At 59.6% G+C, this 19,409-nt stretch carries 18 protein-coding genes and 1 tRNA gene; 9 read left to right on the top strand and 10 right to left on the bottom strand.

All coding sequences use genetic code 11. The features are described from left to right. Positions 1-36: 36 nt before the first annotated feature. Positions 37-1,137 (bottom strand): DUF475 domain-containing protein, encoded by a 1,101-nt coding sequence (locus QD461_RS02475; RefSeq protein ID WP_414086314.1) that lies wholly within the window; start codon positions 1,135-1,137, stop codon positions 37-39. Between the two features lie 397 nt (positions 1,138-1,534). Between QD461_RS02475 and QD461_RS02470 the strand changes: the two genes are divergently transcribed. Beyond that, positions 1,535-1,786, top strand: a complete 252-nt coding sequence (locus QD461_RS02470) for a hypothetical protein (protein WP_414086313.1) — start codon at positions 1,535-1,537, stop codon at positions 1,784-1,786. A 28-nt stretch (positions 1,787-1,814) separates the two neighbouring features. On the opposite strand, the gene QD461_RS02465 is transcribed toward QD461_RS02470, so the two are convergent. Both QD461_RS02465 and QD461_RS02460 read right to left on the bottom strand, forming a co-directional pair. Continuing rightward, positions 1,815-2,291, bottom strand: coding sequence for a hypothetical protein (locus QD461_RS02465; protein ID WP_414086312.1), 477 nt, complete (start codon positions 2,289-2,291; stop codon positions 1,815-1,817). A gap of 87 nt (positions 2,292-2,378) precedes the next feature. Continuing rightward, positions 2,379-2,609: a hypothetical protein gene (locus tag QD461_RS02460; protein WP_184702522.1), complete on the bottom strand. Its 231-nt coding sequence runs from the start codon at positions 2,607-2,609 to the stop codon at positions 2,379-2,381. A 200-nt stretch (positions 2,610-2,809) separates the two neighbouring features. Between QD461_RS02460 and QD461_RS02455 the strand changes: the two genes are divergently transcribed. Continuing rightward, positions 2,810-3,121 (top strand): hypothetical protein, encoded by a 312-nt coding sequence (locus QD461_RS02455; protein WP_184702524.1) that lies wholly within the window; start codon positions 2,810-2,812, stop codon positions 3,119-3,121. A gap of 140 nt (positions 3,122-3,261) precedes the next feature. Here QD461_RS02455 and QD461_RS02450 read toward each other — a convergent pair. Then, positions 3,262-3,336: transfer RNA gene (locus tag QD461_RS02450), tRNA-Val, on the bottom strand. Positions 3,337-3,420: 84 nt separating this feature from the next. Continuing rightward, positions 3,421-3,783, bottom strand: a complete 363-nt coding sequence (gene cpdR1 / locus QD461_RS02445) for a response regulator CpdR1 (protein ID WP_004117561.1) — start codon at positions 3,781-3,783, stop codon at positions 3,421-3,423. 275 nt (positions 3,784-4,058) lie between these two features. Between cpdR1 and QD461_RS02440 the strand changes: the two genes are divergently transcribed. Continuing rightward, positions 4,059-4,958, top strand: a complete 900-nt coding sequence (locus tag QD461_RS02440; RefSeq protein WP_414086311.1) for an N-formylglutamate amidohydrolase — start codon at positions 4,059-4,061, stop codon at positions 4,956-4,958. Between the two features lie 401 nt (positions 4,959-5,359). After that, the gene (hisN, locus tag QD461_RS02435; protein ID WP_184702525.1) at positions 5,360-6,133 is read left to right on the top strand and encodes a histidinol-phosphatase; all 774 of its coding nucleotides are present in this window, start codon (positions 5,360-5,362) and stop codon (positions 6,131-6,133) included. Positions 6,134-6,182: 49 nt separating this feature from the next. Here the strand turns inward: hisN and QD461_RS02430 are convergent, their stop codons facing one another. The 3 genes from QD461_RS02430 to QD461_RS02420 all read right to left on the bottom strand — a co-directional run bounded on the left by QD461_RS02430 (position 6,183) and on the right by QD461_RS02420 (position 8,948). Next, positions 6,183-7,157: an alpha/beta fold hydrolase gene (locus QD461_RS02430; protein ID WP_414086310.1), complete on the bottom strand. Its 975-nt coding sequence runs from the start codon at positions 7,155-7,157 to the stop codon at positions 6,183-6,185. Positions 7,158-7,299: 142 nt separating this feature from the next. Beyond that, complete coding sequence (locus QD461_RS02425) at positions 7,300-8,367, bottom strand: cyclic nucleotide-gated ion channel (protein ID WP_414086309.1); 1,068 nt, start codon at positions 8,365-8,367, stop codon at positions 7,300-7,302. A 101-nt stretch (positions 8,368-8,468) separates the two neighbouring features. Then, positions 8,469-8,948, bottom strand: a complete 480-nt coding sequence (locus QD461_RS02420) for an Lrp/AsnC family transcriptional regulator (RefSeq protein WP_414086308.1) — start codon at positions 8,946-8,948, stop codon at positions 8,469-8,471. Positions 8,949-9,079: 131 nt separating this feature from the next. Between QD461_RS02420 and QD461_RS02415 the strand changes: the two genes are divergently transcribed. Together QD461_RS02415 and QD461_RS02410 are read left to right on the top strand one after the other, a co-directional pair. After that, positions 9,080-9,496, top strand: a complete 417-nt coding sequence (locus QD461_RS02415) for a DUF2000 domain-containing protein (RefSeq protein ID WP_184702533.1) — start codon at positions 9,080-9,082, stop codon at positions 9,494-9,496. A 407-nt stretch (positions 9,497-9,903) separates the two neighbouring features. Further along, a complete protein-coding gene (locus tag QD461_RS02410; protein ID WP_414086307.1) occupies positions 9,904-10,368 on the top strand; it encodes an Hsp20 family protein in 465 nt (154 codons plus the stop codon). Between the two features lie 134 nt (positions 10,369-10,502). Here the strand turns inward: QD461_RS02410 and QD461_RS02405 are convergent, their stop codons facing one another. Beyond that, a complete protein-coding gene (locus tag QD461_RS02405) occupies positions 10,503-11,528 on the bottom strand; it encodes a bile acid:sodium symporter family protein (protein ID WP_414086306.1) in 1,026 nt (341 codons plus the stop codon). Between the two features lie 104 nt (positions 11,529-11,632). On the opposite strand from QD461_RS02405, the gene QD461_RS02400 reads away from it, so the two are divergent. Both QD461_RS02400 and QD461_RS02395 read left to right on the top strand, forming a co-directional pair. Next, positions 11,633-12,490 carry a LysR family transcriptional regulator gene (locus QD461_RS02400; RefSeq protein ID WP_414086305.1) on the top strand — a complete coding sequence of 286 codons (858 nt, stop codon included), beginning with the start codon at positions 11,633-11,635 and terminating at the stop codon, positions 12,488-12,490. Between the two features lie 200 nt (positions 12,491-12,690). Continuing rightward, positions 12,691-12,822 (top strand): hypothetical protein, encoded by a 132-nt coding sequence (locus QD461_RS02395; protein ID WP_414086304.1) that lies wholly within the window; start codon positions 12,691-12,693, stop codon positions 12,820-12,822. Positions 12,823-12,896: 74 nt separating this feature from the next. Here QD461_RS02395 and QD461_RS02390 read toward each other — a convergent pair whose 3' ends face one another. Then, positions 12,897-13,943 (bottom strand): threonine aldolase family protein, encoded by a 1,047-nt coding sequence (locus QD461_RS02390; RefSeq protein WP_414086303.1) that lies wholly within the window; start codon positions 13,941-13,943, stop codon positions 12,897-12,899. Between the two features lie 565 nt (positions 13,944-14,508). On the opposite strand from QD461_RS02390, the gene gltB reads away from it, so the two are divergent. Then, positions 14,509-19,251, top strand: a complete 4,743-nt coding sequence (gltB, locus tag QD461_RS02385) for a glutamate synthase large subunit (protein ID WP_414086302.1) — start codon at positions 14,509-14,511, stop codon at positions 19,249-19,251. Positions 19,252-19,409: the final 158 nt, after the last annotated feature.

Here is a 19,409-nt window from a genome sequence, read left to right as displayed (position 1 = left end):
CGCGGGCCGAAGACCCGCGAAGTATTTCTTTATCGCTTAAGCTTCCGCCCTGTCTGGCTGTTTATCAGCCACTGCCGCATCGGCGGCGGCGTTGCGCCTATTGTAGCGGATCGACGACCAGAGCGAGATACCGATCAGGGTCGCACCGCCAAGGCCGGTGATGACCTCGGGTATATGCACCAGCGTCTGCACATACATGATCACCGAAAGGATCAGAATGGCGTAGAAAGCACCATGCTCAAGGTAGCGGTAGTGGGCAAGCGTACCCTTTTCCACCAGCATGATCGTCATGGAGCGGACATACATCGCACCGATGCCGAGGCCGATGGCAATGATGAACAGGTTTTGCGTCAGGGCAAAAGCGCCGATCACACCATCGAAGGAGAAGCTCGCATCAAGGATTTCGAGATAGAGGAAGGCGCCGAAGCCGCCTCTTGCCGCCGCGCTCATTGTCTGCTGCGAGGCGTCCAGGAAGCCTGCCAGAACCTCGACAAGCAGGAAGGTCAGCAGGCCATAGATCGAGGCATGAAGGAATGTCGTCGCATCGTCGCCGTCTAGAATGTAGGTAAAGGCGAGGACAATAACGAGCACGAAGGCGATTTCAACACCCTTGACGGTGGCGTAATGCGCCATGCGCTTCTCTATGAAGCCGATCCAGTGCACGTCTTTCTCATGATTGAAGAAGTAGGTCAGGCCAACCATCATCAGGAAGGTGCCGCCGAAGGCTGCGATCGGGAGATGCGCGGCCCGCATGATCTCACCATATTGCTCCGGCTTGGTCGCGGCGAGCTTCAGCGCTTCCCAGGGATCGATCCAGGCGGCGATGGCCACGATTGCCAGCGGAAAGATGATACGCATGCCGAAGACGGCAATGATGATGCCCCAGGTCAGGAAGCGATGCTGCCAGACGGGCGTCATTTCCTTCAGCTTGTTAGCGTTGACGATGGCATTGTCGAAGGAAAGCGAAATTTCGAGCACGGCCAGAACCGCGCAGATAAAGAAGGCTGTTGCGAGGCCGCCGAGCGTACCCGTGGTGTTCCAGCCTAGAAAGGCTCCGAGAGCGAGGCCGCCGAAAGTGACGACGAAAGCCCAGCCGAAATAACTGAGCACGGATTTGGAAGCGGTGGGTGGCATCATCGATGCACCTCGCCGCTAAGGAGATTGAATCCCGAAAAAGCGCGCAGCCGTACGCCAAAGACGGCATGCGGGTGAGGCATGGTCAAGCTGTTCATGGAAAAAGTCCGCCGGCTCATCTGCAGGCGGTACCGACATCACGAGAGCGCCGTAAAAACTCTCGCCAGAGGGGCCCGGCACCAAAGTTCAATCCGTCGCCGATGTCAGGGAGGCACGGAGATCACTATAAATTAGTGAAACCGCGACGCACGTCAAGGGCGAGCCGCTGAAATCTCCAGGGCAGTGGTGCTCGGAAAATCGCGAATTTGAGGAACCAAACGGAAAAGGTGGCGTTTGCCCCTCAGGCTTGCCCGTACCACGCGTCTTGCCCGGATGACCGACCTCGATAGGAGAACCTCCCATGAGCCCCAATCCCAATCATGGCAAAACGCGGAATCAGAAGCCGCCATTGACCGAACGGCAAAAGAAGGCCCGCTCGAACACGCTGCGCCAAGCGCAGGTCCTGCCGCCGCATCAGGTCGACCTTACATTACATCCGGTGACGCATGAGGATGTTCACGTGCCGGCCCATATCAACGGTGCGGACCTGTCGCGCGAAGCACCGGCCGATGCCAATCATGGGCACAAGCCGAAAAACGGTTCGCGGCATTGATGCGGCCGCGCCGTTTCACGAACCGCGCCTATTTGTGGCGCGGTGTCTTGCCGTCTGATGTAAAGATGGCGTTGAAGCTCATCTCAGGCGATTTGGCCGAGCATTCAATTGAAACAGCCTTTCCAGCGTAAGGGTTTGCGAAGGTGCAGGTACCTTTCGCTTCGACTTGGCCCGCCATCTTGTTGCCGGCTCCCGTCGAGATGACGTCGATCGGCAACTGCGCCGTGCCTTTCTGGCTGCCGGGCTTGATGCCTTTGCCATTGCCACGGAAGCCGAGCATTTTGCCGCCGGACGTGAAAATGAAGGTCACCGAGCCGTCAGGTGCAGTCACGCTGGCGAGTTCCGCCTTGCAGCCCTTGGAGGCATCGAGCTTGCCGACCACGAGTTTGGAGCATTTTCCCGAGACGACGGTGACGCCCTGCGTGGGAAAATTCTCCATGGTCGCAGCAGCGGCCGATGTGGCGACCAGCGCCGTCAATCCAAAAACAATGCCTGCGAATCGCATAAGAAGGGCTCCTTTCAAGCCCATGCAGATTCGCCGATCAAATTGTGGCAGTCAACCCGAAGCGTTGATGCGCCGGTATTGCGCGCCTTATTCCGGCACGAGCGAGCCGATCAATTGCAGCAATGCATTCTGTCTGTTGCCGCCGCCGGCCAGGAATTCGTAGAGCGTCATGGATTTTTCACTGCCGCCGTCGACCGTGTAGTCGGCTTCACGGATGACGAAGACTTCGCCGCTTTCCGTGTCGCGGGCGAGGTGGAAGTGATACTCGTCCCCATTCGGCTTGTGGTTTTTATAGAAATGCCGCTTTACGACCGTCATATCGTCCTCCCGTACGACCGATGCACTGATATGACAGTAGGATGACGGCGGGCTTGGAAGTCAAGCGGCTTGTGAGGAAGTCATGTCTCAAGTCAGGATCGCCGCGAACATCAGCATGTGATTGGATATCGGCAAAAAGGCGATTATTCTAAATCCTGCGCTCGAATATTCGAGCCGCTACAAGCGGGAGATCGAAGCTCATGAAAATGATGTTGGCTTTGGGTGCGATATTGAGCCTGGCATGCGTCTCCGCCGGTGAGGCGCCGTCAAATTATCAGTCTTATCATGGTGGCATTCGTGTCGACAGCGATCCAGTGTTGCTGGCGAAATATGGCAGGGCTCTCAATTATTGCGAACCCGAGGCGTACTCTTGGCGACGCGGCTCGCCGGATCCCGAGAGCACGCTTTACACGCTGGCCTTGAGGAACTGCCTTTATCGCCAGGGTTTCCTCGATCGCGGCCTCTATGCCTATCCGCTCACGGCGGTATTTCGGCACGTTCTGGAGCAATGATTGACGGAGATTTGTTGCTGCCGGTTCTGCATTTCCACCCAGCACATAATGTTGCGTGAAGGCATCAGCGCGTTGAGCCGAGGTGAAACTAAAAAGGCCTTTCGATTTCTCGAAAGGCCTTGCTTTTCAGCGAATTAGGATGGTGGGCGTGACAGGGATTGAACCTGTGACCCCTACGATGTCAACGTAGTGCTCTCCCGCTGAGCTACACGCCCATCCGATGGCGGCGCATAGATCACAAAACCCCGGGTGCCGTCAATAGGCTTTTTTTCGGTTTTGTGACGAGGCCGCCAGAAGCCTTACGCGGCAAGGAGTTTGTTGACTTCGTCGACTAGCTCGCGGAGGTGGAAAGGCTTGGAAAGAACCTTCGCATCCTTCGGTGCCTTCGAATCAGGGTTCAGTGCAACCGCTGCGAAACCGGTGATGAACATCACTTTCAGGTCGGGATCGAGTTCGGTCGCGCGGCGCGCCAACTCGATGCCGTCCATTTCCGGCATGACGATGTCGGTCAGAAGCAGCGAGAAGGGTTCTTCGCGCAGCCGGTCGTAAGCACTTGCTCCATTGTCAAAGGACAAGACCTTGTAGCCGGCTTTTTCGAGCGCCTTCACAAGGAAGCGACGCATATCGTTGTCATCTTCGGCAAGAAGTATCTTCTGGGTCATCATCTCTATCGCTAATCAATCTTGTCTTTGTGGGGGCATGTCCAGCGTTTAGGTTAGCGCTCCGCCGTAAACAAGCCGTGAATGGTGAGCGATAACGCGCCTATCCGGCATTTGTTCGAGGCGCAAACGCATTCCCCGAAAACCTCTCAGGTTTCCGTTGAACGCGCATCCCGATATTTCGTTTATGGCGCTTTGGATTAAGGCCATTTCGGTCAAGTTACTATGGACTTGCCGTCATGCAACTGGCAACATGATGATTGCGACAAGTTGTTGACATGGTAAAGACGTTGATGTCCGCGGAAATGCGCAGTTACGAGATTTTCGAGGTATTGGAGCCTGCCTCCCAGACGATACCGTTCGTCTATAGTTCACCGCATAGCGGCCGCATTTATCCCCCCGAATTCGTCGCGCAATCCCGCCTTCAGGGCATCGCTATCCGCCGGTCGGAAGACCATTATGTCGACGAGCTTTTTTCGGCGGCGAGTTCTCTCGGGGCGCCGCTGCTGTACGCCAATTTTCCGCGAGCCTATATCGATGTGAATCGCGAGCCCTATGAGCTCGATCCGCGCATGTTCGACGGCGCGCTGCCGCCCTATGCGAACATCAATTCGCTGCGGGTCGCCGGCGGCCTCGGCACCATCCCGCGAATCGTTGCAGAGAACATGGAGATCTATGCGCGTCGCGTCCCCGTCGAGGATGCGTTGAGGCGTATCGACACCATCTACAAGCCTTATCATGCCACGCTGCGCCGCCTGATTGCGCGCACCCATGTCAAGTTCGGCTTCGGCGTGCTGGTGGATTGTCATTCCATGCCGGGCAATATCCGGATAGCCGGCAGCAACCTGCGTCCGGATTTCATCCTCGGCGATCGATACGGCACAAGCGCCTCGGGGGAATTATCGCGGGCGGCGATGCAGATTCTCGAAGAGCTGGGTTTCAACGCTGTGCGCAACAAGCCCTATGCCGGCGGGTTCATTACCGAACATTATGGGCGTCCCTCTCGTGGGTTGCATGCCCTACAGATCGAGGTCAATCGCGCACTCTACGTTGATGAGACGACCCTGGAGAAGCGTCCGGATTTCGAGCAGGTGGCAGCCGCCATCACGCTCTTCATGGCGCGCATCGCCGAACATGTGGAATCCTATACCGGCGATCCGGCGCTGGCGGCGGAATAGACCAACTTCTACTTTGTCACGCCGAACAATCGAGATGTTCTCGCAGCGATGCGAGCGGCGGTCGCGTATTCGCGCGCATCAGCGGCGATTGACCATGCCATTTAGTTGGAGGGTTCGCACGTTCGTTGCTTGTGCAATCGGCAAAAAAGAACCGCGCTCGTGGCGCGGCTAAGTCTAGGGAGGAAACACCCAGGAAGGGCATTTACAGTCGGAAGACTGCGAGGAGATAGTGATTCCGCATTGCACAAATGTCAAGCATTTTGTTGCGATGCAAAATATTTAGGCAGTTCGAAAAAATCTGCCCGATCTGCAGGCATTCCGCACGCCAGTTCATCATCCAGTTTGCTTCCCGACGCTTATGCGCTATGACATCGCCATCCCGCCACGCACCTGGATTGACCATGCTTCCCGATCGCTCGTTCTTTTATCGTCTGGCCGAAGCGGCCAAGGCCGAAACTTTGCCGCGCTTCCGGGCCGGCGTCGATGTGGTCAACAAGGAAGCCAAAGGCTTCGATCCGGTGACCGAAGGCGACCGTGCCGCCGAAGTGGCGATTCGCGCGCTGATCGAATCCGAGTTTCCTGATCATGGCATTCTCGGTGAAGAGCATGGCAGCGTCGGCCTCGATCGCGAACATGTGTGGGTGATCGACCCGATCGACGGCACGCGTGCCTTTATCTCCGGCGTCCCTGTCTGGGGAACGCTGATCGGCCTGCAGAAGAACGGCCGTGCCATCATGGGCCTGATCGACCAGCCTTTCACCGGCGAACGCTATTTCGCCGATGGCACTGGTTCCACCTATTCGGGTCCAGACGGCGAAAGGCGGCTTCAGGTTCGCGATTGCGGCAGTCTCTCGAACGCCATTCTTTTCACCACATCGCCGCACCTCTTTGTCGGCGATGAGCTTGCCAAGTATCGCGAAATCGAGAGCCAGGTGCGCCTTTTCCGTTACGGCACCGATTGCTACGCCTATGCGCTGCTTGCGGCCGGCCACGTCGATCTCGTCGTCGAAAATTCACTGAAGCCTTACGACGTCGGCGGCATCATTCCTGTTATAGAGCAGGCTGGCGGCATCATCACAACCTGGGACGGCGGTCGACCGGAGATGGGCGGGTCGATCATCGCGGCCGGCAGCCGCGCCGTCTATGAGCAGGCTCGCGCCATTCTGTCGCGCTAAGGGCTTGCCCAGGCATAGCCTTTCGGCGATTCCTCACGTGCGGGGTCGTCTAGGCTCCGGCTTCCACCGCGTAGGCATTAGCGACCGCATCACTGCCGGGAATGAAGGCATGAATGGCAGCCATAGCCTGGTTGCGATAGATATCCCGCTCCTGCAGGATTTCATGCTTGGATCCCTGGATGGGCACGAGTTGTGCGGCTCGAAAATAACGCGATAGCCGCTCTTGATCAGCGTAGGGCACCACTCCGTCTCGCGTCGGCGCGATCAGAATGGTCGGAATGGGAATGGAGAACAGGTGCTCCGGCCTGTTGACAAGCTCGATCGTCCGCAAGGCTTGCGAGAGCCAGCGTGCCGTCGGCGGCCCCAGGCAGAGCTGCGGATAGGTCGTGCCGATACCTATATTGCGCCGATAGCGTTGTTCATCCGTCGTCAGCGGATTTTCAGCAAACGACTTCTCTTTGAACTTCTTGCTGAACTGCATGCGGCCAAGCCCGACATTGCTGAGCGTGCTGGAGAGAAAGCGGATCAGGTTGGGGGAGGCGCCGTGGCCCATCAGGCCGATAAAGGGTGCCGACAGCACCATGCGCTCGATGCGGCTTCCGAGTCGAGGCGCGGCGGACAGGGCGATCAAGCCGCCTGTCGAATGCGCAAGAAGAAAGAAGGGGAGGCGGGTATCCGGCAGGACGATCTTGTCGAGGAAGGTCGTAAGGTCGCGTTCGTAGTCCGAAAATCGGCGGACATGGCCACGCAGCGGATCTTTCAGCAGCCGTTCCGATCCACCTTGGCCGCGAAGGTCGAAGGTCGCAACCCAAAAGCCTTTGGCCGTGAAGTCGCGGATCGTCTCGAAATACTTCTCCATGAATTCGTTGCGGCCCTGCAGCACGACCACCGTTCCGCGGGCGATCGCCTGCTCGCAGCGGAAGACGGCATAGCGCAGCTTGCGTCCGTCGAAGCTCTCAAAGAAACCTTCGGTGCTGTTTTCCGGCACCGGATTATCTGCCGTCGAATAGAGGACCGAATCCATGACGATGTCGCGCCTCGCTGAAAGGTGGCTTGTCTTTAAGGGGATAGCGCAGGTGCGGTGAATTGCAACAGATTTATGATTCTTCCCGGCATGACGAGCGGGCGGAATGCTGCTGGAGGAGGGCGCTCCGGGCGGTCCGCAATCAGGATTTCGGCGGCGTGCCGCGACGCTCGAGCGCGGTCCGGCGGATGACATCGGCTATCTCTGGGCTGCTGCTGGACAGCATCTGGAAATCCGAGGAATAGAGCGACAGCAGCGAGACCTCGGTCGTGGCGCTGACGGTTGCCGAACGGGGCGCACCGGTGATCAGCGCCATCTCGCCGAAGAAGCTGCCGGAGCCGAGCTCCACCGGGTTCGGCGTGGCGACGCTGACACGGCCCTCGACGATAAAGAACATCTGGTCGCCGGCCTCGCCCTTGCGGCAGATGATGCCGCCGGCGGGCACGACGCGTGGTCTCAGCGCCCGCACGATCTCGATAAGCGCTCCCGAGCCGAGTTTCTGGAACAGCGGCACGGCTGCTACTAGCTGCCAATTGCGTACGAAGTCCTGGCGGCGGACTTCTTCGTAGAAACCGGTGGCGAGAATACCGGCCCAGAGCGCGAAGATGCCGATCCCGCTCATCATCACCAGTCCCGCGAGCACGCGCCCGGCAAAGCTTTGCGGAATCTCGTCGCCATAGCCCGTCGTCGACAGAGTGACCACCGCCCACCACATAGCCAGCGGAATGCTGCCGAACTTATCCGGCTGAACGTCGCGCTCGATGACATAGGCTGCAAGCGCGGCGCCGAACAGAACGATCACGAAGATCGAGGTGACGCCGATCAGGTTGCGGGCTTCCTTGGTAAGGACCCGGCCCAGCAGCCGGAAGAATGTCGAGCCGCGCAGCGGCTTCAGGAGCCAGATGGCGCAGTAAAGACTCTGGTCGCGTCCGCGGACAAAAAAGAATGCTGCCAGGGGGACAAGAACGGAAAGGACGTCGACGACGATTTCCAGCGTCCTGCCGTGGATGTCTCTCTTGCGCTGCATGATCAGCGTTTCGACCAACTGCAGAACATAGGCAGCCCACACGCAGGCGAGCACGATCTCCAAGGCGCTTCTGGTCTGGCCGGTGATATCTGGCGTGGTCAGTGCGGCTACCGTCGCCAGGCCGATCGTGGCGAGCAACGCATTCAGCGATGCGGAGATCTTCGAAAAGGAAAGAGCCGACATTCAACACCCCGGGACAGGCCGCCACATCGCCAGCATAGGATGTCTCCGATCCCGGCGTAAAGGGCTGGAGGATCATGTCCTGCAATCTGCGCCTTCCGCTGCTATCGCTGGCCGACATCCAGGGGAAGGCCCTTGAAAGGCTTGATTTCCTTAAGCACGAACGTCGTCTGCATCTCCTTGATGCGCGGCAGGCGACGAACAACCGCCATGGCGAAATCCGCGTAGCTGTCGAGGTCGGTCGCAACCACCTGCAGCAGGAAATCTGCGTCTCCAGCGATGCTGTAGCACGCCACGACTTCGCTCAGCTTCAAGACGTCGCGTGAGAATTCCTCGGCTTCAACCTCACTGTGGCTGTCGATCTTCACCCGGATGAAGGCGAGGACGCCAAGGCCGATCTGACGTCTGTCGAGGGTCGCCGTATAACCCTGGATCACGCCGGTTTCTTCCAGCTGACGAACGCGCCGCCAGCATGGGGAGGTCGAGAGCCCGACCTCGGACGAAAGCGCCTGGTTGGTCAGGCGTCCGTCCTTCTGGAGCGCTCCAAGGATTTTCAAGTCGATCTGTTCGAGTGTTGAAGGCATATCCGGCCATAATTTCTGTCAATATCGGTAGATCCTACCACATTGAATCCAGCGTCGGCAATGAAAGGTAAGATCTTCCGCGATATCGGGGGTAATCTGATCTGGAAAACAACATCAGAAACAGGCTTCTCATGCTTCCCGATATCCGCCTCGCCATCGTCATCAATCCGGATCTGCCGCTCGGGCTGATCGCCAATACTGCCAGCGCCATCGCGATCGGGCTGGGGGCGCGATTTCCAGCGCTTGCCGGGCAGCAGCTGACCGACAGGGAAGGACGCACCATCGACATCAGCTCGAACATGCCGGTTCCCATGCTGCAGGCAGACGCCGATACCATCCGGTCGCTGCTGCTGAAGGCCTTGACGCAGCAGGGTGAACGGGCGGTCGTTGCCTTTCCTGCCTTTGCGCGCTCGCTGCACGATTACAGGGAATATGAGGCAACCTTTCCCGACCGCGACCTCAACATGGAGGTGGCCGATGGCCTGGGAATAGCCGGTCCGTCGAAATGGGTGAAATCGCTGACAGGTTCGTTGAAGCTGTTGCGATAGTTGCCTGCGCGGCGCAATTCCAGACCGAAACTGCGTTACATTTTGCTTGGAATCGACCGGGGGCAGAAAGAAAAAGGCCGGCTTGCGGAGATAGAGAGATCCGCTTCGCCGGCCGAGCAAGACTGAAGAAGAAGGGACGATACACTTCAGTCATCGGATGATGGTGTTCCGATGGTTTATTGATAGACCCGCGAGGCTGAACGGGTTCCGAACCACCCGTTCATCTGCGGTTCACGCGAACGGGCTGGCAAATAGCGGCGGTTTGGAAGGGGGCTTGAACTCCGGAAAGGCGATCCCCATCTCTTTTTTGCGGGTGCCAAACGGGCCTGCGAAACCGTCCCGAGGCCGCCAGGAGTGGGGTCATGGGACAAAATAGATATCGCAATCGTCGCTCACAGGAGGACTCCATGCGTCACGTAGACTTCTCTCCCCTTTACCGTTCCACCGTCGGTTTCGACCGTCTTTTCACCATGCTCGACAGCCTTGGTCAGCCGGATCAGGCTCAGACCTATCCGCCCTACAATATCGAGCGCACGGGTGAGAATACCTATCGCATCACCATGGCCGTTGCCGGTTTCGATGAAAGGGAACTGAGCATCGAGGCTCATGCCCATGTCCTTCAGGTCAAGGGCGAAAAGAGCGAAGAGCCGGCTGAAACCAGCGAATATCTCTATCGCGGTATCGCCAAGCGCGCCTTCGAGCGTCGTTTCCAGCTCGCCGACCATGTCGAGGTCCAGGCTGCTTCTTTGAAGAATGGTTTGCTGCACATCGATCTGCTGCGCAACATTCCGGAAGCCATGAAACCCCGTCGCATCTCCATCGCCGCCGAGCCGGTGGAAACCCCGAAGGCCATCGAGGCTCACATAAACTAAGTATGGCCGACGGTTTCAACCGTCATGCCGGGACTGACGGTCTTGGACCGTCAAGTTCCTGATCCTCCCAAGATCAAAAAAGAAGCGGCGTCCAATAGGACGCCGCTTTTGTTTTGGGACTATGCAGGACGTGTTCAGGCTGGATTAGTCGCTTCGCCCGATTTCTTCCCTGTCTGCGCCTTGGCAGCTTCGCGCCGCTTGGCGGCGTCGGCATATTTCTGGGCAAGCACGGCGCAGGTCATGAGCTGGATCTGGTGGAACAGCATCAGCGGCAGCACGATGGCGCCGATGCTTTGGCCGGCGAAAATGACATTGGCCATCGGCACGCCGCTCGCCAGCGACTTCTTCGAGCCGCAGAACGTGATGGTGATCTCGTCAGCCTTGGCAAAGCCGAGGGCGCGGCTGCCGAACATGGTGATGCAGAGCACCATTGCCAGGAGCACCATGTTGGCGACGATCACCGTGACGATATCGAGCACCGAGAAGGTATGCCACAGGCCTTCAACCACGGCCTCGCTGAAGGCCGAATAGACGACCATGAGGATCGAGCCGCGATCGACTGGCATCAGGATCTTCTTCTTCGAACGGATCCAGTTGCCGATCCAGGGTTGCAGCAACTGCCCCGCGATGAAGGGTGCCAGCAGCTGCAGCATGATCTGCCACAGGACATCCCAGGAAAAGCCGCCGCCCTGGCCGCCGACCGAAAACAGGATGCCGACGAGCAGTGGCGTGAGGAACATGCCGAAAATATTCGAGGCCGAGGCCGAGCAGATCGCCGCCGGCACGTTGCCACCGGCAATGGAGGTGAAGGCGATCGAGGACTGAACCGTCGAGGGCAGCACGCTCAGGAACAGCAGGCCGGTATAGAGCGACACGGGCAGGATGCTGTTCGGGACGATCTGCCCCATCGCCAGTACCAGCAGCGGGAAGATGCCGAAGGTCGTCAGCAGAATGACGAGGTGCAGCCGCCAATGCAGCATGCCGGCAATGACGACATCGCGCGACAGGCGCGCGCCATGCAGGAAGAACAGCAGGCCGATGGCGAAATTGGTGATGATACCGAAATAGTGCGCGCTCGCGCCATGCACCGGAAAGAAGGAAGCCGTCAGAACGGTGAGCACCAGCAGCATGGTGAAGGTGTCTGGAAGAAAGCGGCGCATCGTGCCAATCCCAATCGCAAGTCTTGATATTTGATCCTTGCAGATAGGCCTATCGTGATCCACGATGCAAGAAATAACAGTTATCGCAAAATGGGATAAGCATCATGCTGGACCTCACGCAACTGCAGAGCTTCATTGCCGTCGAGCAGATGGGCAGCTTCACGTTGGCGGCTGAACGCCTCGGTCTCGGCCAATCCACAGTCAGCCAGCACATCCAGCGCTTGGAAACCGAGCTTGGCCGGAAGCTCTTGGCGCGCGACACGCATCGTGTCGTCTTGACCGGGGACGGCGAGGCGTTGCTGGGGCATGCGCGGCATATGCTGTCGATCGAAGGCGAGGTGCGGCAGCTCTTTGCGGGCAACAGCCTTCGCGGCAACCTGCGCCTCGGCGTTTCCGAAGATTTCGTCACCAGCCAGCTTCCGGATGTGCTGGAGGAATTCGTTCGCTCGCATCCCTCGGTCGATCTCGAGCTGACGGTTGCCTTGAGCGGCACCCTTTATGAAATGCAGGACAATGGCGATCTCGATTTGGTGCTTGCTAAGCGCCGGCTTGGAGATATCAGAGGAACGCTGGTCTATCGTGAGCCCTTGGTCTGGCTAGCGCGCGACCCGGGTAGGATTCGCAAACTCGCCGCGCCTTTGCCGCTGATCGCCTTTCCAACGCCGAGCGTCACGCGGGCCGTTGCGCTGGAGGCGCTCCGCCGGCAACAGATGCCGTGGCGGATCGTCTGCACCTGCGGCAGTCTGAGCGGCCTGACGGCGGCAGCGCGCGCCGGCATGGGGGTTCTCGTGCAGCCCCGGAGCATGGCGCCTGCCGGGTTGATGGAGATCGCGCCTGGTTGGCTGCCGGCTCTCGAAGACGTGGAGTTCGTGCTCGTGCCCCGCAAGGGCGCGGACCAACTTCTGGTTAAGGCGCTCTCGGAGGATATTCTGGCGAAGGTCCGGGGGCCGCGACTAAGCTGACGACAGTCGGTCCGTGGTGCAATGGTAAAAGCCGTTTTCGATCATGTTGCTAGGATCGTGCTGTCGCTGCCATATATTTTGCCGGCGCACATTCATCTCTCGTGAGCTCACCTCTCTCGGCAGAGGCGATTCAGGTCGAAGTCAGCTTCCGGCGCTATCTTGAGTAGCGATGTGCGAGCTGCGTGAGGATATCCGAGCCGATGACATATGGTGCCATCTTCATTTCCGGGCTTGTTGTCTGCGTCATGGCCATGACGATGATCGTTCACCACGCACCGGCCGCCGATCGGGATGACCGGTCGAGCTTTGCAATGCTCGCCCATAGCAACTAAAACTGGCACTTCAATCGTCTTTGCGAGCGCCGTCCGGCAAGAAGTCGGCTCCGGCGCTCTTTTTTACTCTACCGTCAGCCCAGGCAAGCGAGGAAGTTCGCCACATCGGCTTCGGTCGTGGCAAAGCTGGTCACCAGGCGGATCAGCGTGTCATTGCTGCCGACCAGCTCCGGCTGAGATTCCGGGATCGGCCATTCATAGAATTTCGCGCCCTTATCCTCGGCTGCCTTGGCAGAGGATTTCGGTATGATCGCGAAAACCTCGTTGGAAACCGTTGGCCAGGCGAGATGAGCATTTGGAGCATTCTCGATGCCGGCGCGCAGACGGTCTGCCATGCTGTTGGAGTGGCGGGCGAGGTCGAGCCAGAGGCCATCCTGGAAATAGCCGTCAAACTGGGCGGCAATGAAGCGCGACTTGGAGAAGAGCTGGGCGGCGCGCTTGCGGATGAAGTGCATCTCCCTTGCCTTGCTGGGGTCGAAGAAGACGATCGCTTCTGCGCACCAGCAGCCGTTCTTGGTGCCGCCAAAGGACAGGATGTCGACGCCGCGCTTCCACGTCATCTCGGCCGGGCTGGCGCCGAGGGCAATGAGAGCATTTGCGAAGCGCGCGCCATCCATGTGCAGCGGCAGGCTGTTCTCCTTGGCGATGGAGGCGATGGCGTCGATCTCGCTGAGCGAGTAGACGGTGCCGATTTCCGTTGCCTGCGTGATGGTGATCGCGGCGGCGCGGCCATGATGCACGGCATCCTGCGGGAACCGGGCGACCTTGGTGGCAAGCGCCTTGGGATCGATCTTGCCGAGAGCGCCGTCGACCGTTGCCAGGCGCGCGCCGCTGAAGAAGTCAGGGGCGCCGCATTCGTCCTCGGCGACATGCGCCTCGGTATGGCAGAAGCTGATGCCTCCCGGCTTCTGGACACTGGCAAGCGACAGTGAATTGGCGGCCGTGCCGGTTGCGACGAAGAAGACGGCGACGTCACGCTCGAAGATCTCGCTGAATTTGGCTTCGACTTTCTGGTCGAGGTCGCTCGTGCCATAGGCCGATGCGAAGCCTCCTGACTCGGCGAGGAGACGTTCGGCGATCTTGGAATGGGCGCCGGCCCAGTTGTCGGAGGCAAAGAACATGGAGATGCACCAGATAAAATGAGTGAGCTACGGGAGCGATAGATAGGGTCGGCGGGACATTACGCCAATGCAAAAACCTATCAAGAGCAAGAACTTGAAGAACCCATCACAGAAATTGATCTGCGCAATCAACAAATAAAATGATGCGCCGCAGCGAAACTTTATTGCTCGATTTCTGCGACATAGGCAATCTTCCGTCTTTCCCTGTCGAATTTTTGCCGTTTTGCTCTTGCGAAGGCACCAGCTTTCTGGCATAGAGCTGATGAATTAGGACAGGGTTGCTGTCCTATTTTGGCCGCCTAGGCCGAAGATGCGTCGAAGGGTCCTGACGATGTCTGGATTTCGAGCTATAGTTACCGAGAGCATGCCCCTGAAAGCCTTTCGGGCACCGGGCACGGCGGCGGTGGAATAGCAAGGCGCGAACGCTGACGACAGGCTCCATAGCGGAGCCATGGTTTGCGGCTGGATCTTCACAATGCAACAGAGCTGTCGCGCGTCGGCGCCGGAAACGGACCGCGCGGGACGAAGGAGCGCCCGCGAGGCGGGCCTTACCGGAGGGAAGACGATGACGAACAGGAAGACGTTCACGAGTTTTGACCAGACCGCTGCAGCCAATGCTGCCGCGACGACGGCCAAAACGTCGAAACGTGCCAATCGTTCGAAGTCGGTGGGCATCCCGCCGAAACAAGGTCTGTACGATCCGCGCAACGAACACGATGCCTGCGGCGTCGGCTTCGTCGCGCATATGAAGGGACGCAAGTCGCATCAGATCGTGCGCGACGGCCTGTTCATCCTCGAAAACCTGACGCATCGCGGTGCCGTCGGCGCAGATCCGCTGATGGGCGATGGTGCCGGCATTCTCGTGCAGATCCCGGACCGTTTCTTCCGCGAGGAGATGGCAAAGCAGGGCGTCATCCTGCCGAAGGCTGGCGAATATGGCGTCGGCCATTTCTTCCTGCCGCGCGACGAGGCGCTGATCGAGCATTTCAAGACCGCGATCAAGCAGGTCGTCGTCGAGGAAGGCCAGGTTCTGCTCGGCTTCCGCGACGTGCCGGTCGACAACTCCTCGCTGTCGAAGGCACCTGACATTGCCGCCACCGAGCCGCATCATGTGCAGGTCTTCATTGGTGCCGGCCGCGATGCCGGCACGAACGAGGAGTTCGAGCGCCGCCTCTTCACCCTGCGCAAGGTGATCTCCAACCGCATCTATGCGGAATATGAGGGCGAAGAGAGCAGCTTCTATCCTGTCTCGCTGTCGAGCTCGACCATCGTCTACAAGGGCATGTTCCTCGCCTATCAGGTGGGCGCCTATTATAAGGACCTGTCCGATCCGCGGTTCGAGACAGCGGTTGCCCTCGTGCACCAGCGCTTCTCGACCAACACTTTTCCGTCGTGGAAGCTGGCGCATCCCTACCGCATGGTCGCGCATAACGGCGAAATCAACACGCTGCGCGGCAACGTCAACTGGATGGCCGCTCGTCAGGCATCGGTTTCCTCGCCGCTCTTCGGTGAGGATATCTCCAAGCTCTGGCCTATTTCCTACGAAGGACAGTCGGACACAGCCTGTTTCGACAACGCGCTCGAATTCCTCGTGCGCGGCGGATATTCCATGGCGCATGCCATGATGATGCTCATCCCGGAAGCATGGGCCGGCAACCAGCTGATGGCTGCCGAGCGCAAGGCATTCTACGAGTATCATGCCGCCCTGATGGAGCCGTGGGATGGTCCGGCGGCCGTTGCTTTTACCGACGGCAAGCAGATCGGCGCGACGCTCGACCGCAACGGCCTGCGTCCGGCCCGCTACCTCGTTACCAACGACGACCGCATCATCATGGCGTCCGAAGCCGGCGTTCTGCCAGTTGAGGAAGAGAAGATCATCCAGAAGTGGCGCCTGCAGCCGGGCAAGATGCTGCTGATCGACATGGAAAAGGGCCGCATCATCTCCGACGACGAGGTGAAGTCGGAACTGTCGAGCAAGCATCCCTATCGCAATTGGCTCAACCGCACGCAGCTGATCCTCGAAGACCTGAAGCCGGTGGAACCCCGTGCGCTGCGCCGCGACGTGTCGCTGCTCGACCGCCAGCAGGCCTTCGGCTACACGACCGAAGACACCAAGCTCCTGATGTCGCCGATGGCGACGACGGGGCAGGAAGCTGTCGGCTCCATGGGCACGGATACGCCGATCTCGGCCATGTCCGACAAGCCGAAGCTGCTCTATACCTACTTCAAGCAGAACTTCGCGCAAGTAACGAACCCGCCGATCGATCCGATCCGCGAGGAACTCGTCATGAGCCTCGTCTCTTTCATCGGCCCGCGTCCGAACCTACTCGATCACACTGGTATGGCCAACGCCAAGCGCCTGGAAGTGCGCCAGCCGATCCTGACCAATGGTGATCTCGAAAAGATCCGTTCCATCGGTCACACCGAGGATCGCTTCGACACCAAGACGCTCGACTTCACCTATGATGTCGAACGGGGCGCCGCAGGCATGCCCGAGATGCTCGACCGTCTCTGCGAGCGGGCAGAAGCCGCCGTTCGCGGCGGCTACAACATTATCGTGCTCTCCGACCGTCAGGTCGGGCCTGACCGCATCGCGATCCCGGCGCTGCTGGCAACGGCTGCCGTGCACCATCACCTGATCCGCAAGGGCCTGCGCACCTCGGTCGGCATCGTCGTCGAAACCGGCGAGCCGCGCGAAGTGCATCACTTCTGCCTGCTGGCCGGCTACGGTGCGGAAGCGATCAACCCCTATCTCGCCTTCGACACGCTGCTCGACATGCATCAGCGCGGCGAGTTCCCGAAGGAAGTGGACGCGACCGAAGTCGTCTACCGCTACATCAAGGCGGTTGGCAAAGGCATCCTCAAGGTCATGTCGAAGATGGGCATCTCGACCTATCAGTCCTATTGCGGCGCGCAGATCTTCGATGCCGTGGGCTTGCAGCAGGAACTGGTCGACAAGTACTTCTTCGGCACGGCGACGATGATCGAAGGTATCGGTCTCGACACCATCGCCGAGGAAACCGTCGCACGTCACAGCTCCGCTTTCGGCCGTGATCCGCTGCTGGCGAGCACGCTCGACATCGGCGGCGAATATGCCTTCCGTATGCGCGGCGAAAGCCATGCCTGGACGCCGGATGCGGTGGCCGCCCTCCAGCATGCCGTGCGAGGGAATGCCGAGGACCGCTATCGCGAATTCTCCGAAATGGTCAATGACTCGGCCCTTCGGATGAACACCATCCGCGGCCTCTTCAAGATCAAGGGTGCGGAAGCGCTCGGCCGCAAGCCGATTTCGGTCGATCAGGTCGAGCCGGCCGTCGATATCGTCAAGCGCTTCTCGACGGGTGCCATGTCCTTCGGCTCGATCAGCCGCGAGGCGCATACGACGCTGGCAATCGCCATGAACCGCATCGGCGGCAAGTCGAACACCGGCGAAGGCGGCGAAGAAGCGGACCGCTACATGCCGCTCGTCGACGGCTCGCCGAACCCGGAACGCTCCGCCATCAAGCAGATCGCCTCCGGCCGCTTCGGCGTGACGACCGAATATCTGGTCAATGCCGACGTGCTGCAGATCAAGGTCGCACAGGGCGCCAAGCCCGGCGAAGGCGGCCAGCTGCCCGGCCACAAGGTCGATGCGACGGTCGCCAAGACCCGGCATTCGACGCCGGGTGTCGGCCTGATCTCGCCGCCGCCACACCACGACATCTATTCGATCGAGGATCTGGCGCAGCTGATCTTCGACCTGAAGAACGTCAACCCGACCTCGGACGTATCGGTCAAGCTCGTCTCGGAAGTCGGTGTCGGCACGGTTGCTGCCGGTGTCGCCAAGGCGCGCGCCGATCATATCACCGTCTCGGGCTATGATGGCGGCACCGGTGCTTCGCCGCTGACCTCGTTGAAGCATGCAGGTTCGCCCTGGGAAATCGGCCTTGCCGAAACCCAGCAGACGCTGGTGCTGAACGGGCTGCGCTCGCGCATCGCCTTGCAGGTGGACGGCGGTCTGAAGACTGGCCGCGACGTCATCATCGGCGCGCTGCTCGGTGCCGACGAATTCGGCTTTGCCACTGCGCCGCTGATCGCGGCCGGCTGCATCATGATGCGCAAGTGCCACCTGAACACCTGTCCGGTTGGCGTCGCCACCCAGGATCCGGTGCTGCGCAAGCGCTTCAAGGGCGCGCCGGAGCATGTCATCAACTTCTTCTTCTTCGTGGCCGAAGAAGTGCGCGAGATCCTCGCCTCGCTTGGCGTGACCAAGCTGGACGACATCATCGGCGCTTCCGAGCTTCTGGAAAAGGACGACATGCTCGCTCACTGGAAGGCCAGAGGCCTCGACTTCAGCCGCATCTTCCACAAGGTCGATGCGCCGAAGGCGGAAACCTACTGGACATCGGTGCAGAAGCATCCGATCGACGACGTTCTCGACCGCAAGCTGATCGAGAAGGCCGAACCGGCCCTGTCTTCCAAGACGCCGGTCGCCTTTGAAGTCGACATCAAGAATGTCGATCGCTCGGCCGGCGCCATGCTGTCGGGTGCGGTTGCCAAGCGCTACGGCCATCGCGGTCTGAAGGAAGACACGATCAACGTCACGCTCAAGGGTACCGCCGGCCAGTCGTTCGGCGCGTTCCTGGCGCGGGGCGTGACCTTCAACCTCATCGGCGACGGCAATGACTATGTCGGCAAGGGTCTTTCGGGCGGCCGCATCATCATCCGTCCGCCGGAGAACTCGAAGATTAAGGCCGAACACTCGATCATCGTCGGCAATACCGTGCTTTACGGTGCGACCGAAGGCGAGTGCTACTTCCGCGGTGTTGCGGGTGAGCGCTTTGCGGTCAGAAACTCCGGAGCGGTCGCCATCGTCGAAGGCGTGGGCGACCATGGCTGCGAATACATGACCGGTGGCGTCGTCGTCGTGCTCGGCGAAACTGGACGCAACTTCGCCGCAGGGATGTCGGGCGGTGTTGCCTATGTGCTCGACGAGAAGGGCGATTTCGCCAGCCGCTGCAACATGGCCATGGTCGAATTGGAGCCAGTTCCCGAAGAGGACGAACTGTTGGAGAAGCTGCATCATCACGGCGGCGACATCATGCACAAGGGGCGCGTCGACGTCTCGGACGACATGACACGCCATGATGAGGAGCGTCTCTACCAGCTGATTTCGAACCATTTCCACTATACGGGCTCGACGCGGGCCAAGGAAATTCTCGATCACTGGGCCGACTACCGCCCGAAATTCCGCAAGGTTATGCCGGTCGAGTACCGTCGTGCGCTTGAGGAAATGGAGCGCAGCCGGATGAGCGTGGCGGCGGAGTAATCCGCCCCGGTTCGCCAAGCCAGTCGAGGATTTCGCCTCGCATTGCGGTCGCCGATCACGGCGATCGCAACTGTCGAATAGCGGAATCGGATTTGATTTAAAGTGCCGGACAGGGAAACGGGATTTACCCTCAGGCACGGGAGCCTCGGCTCCTCTTT

The organism is Rhizobium sp. BR 314 (assembly GCF_047445805.1).
Lineage (GTDB): Bacteria > Pseudomonadota > Alphaproteobacteria > Rhizobiales > Rhizobiaceae > Rhizobium > Rhizobium lusitanum_B.
This window is presented reverse-complemented; position numbering and strand designations above follow the sequence as displayed.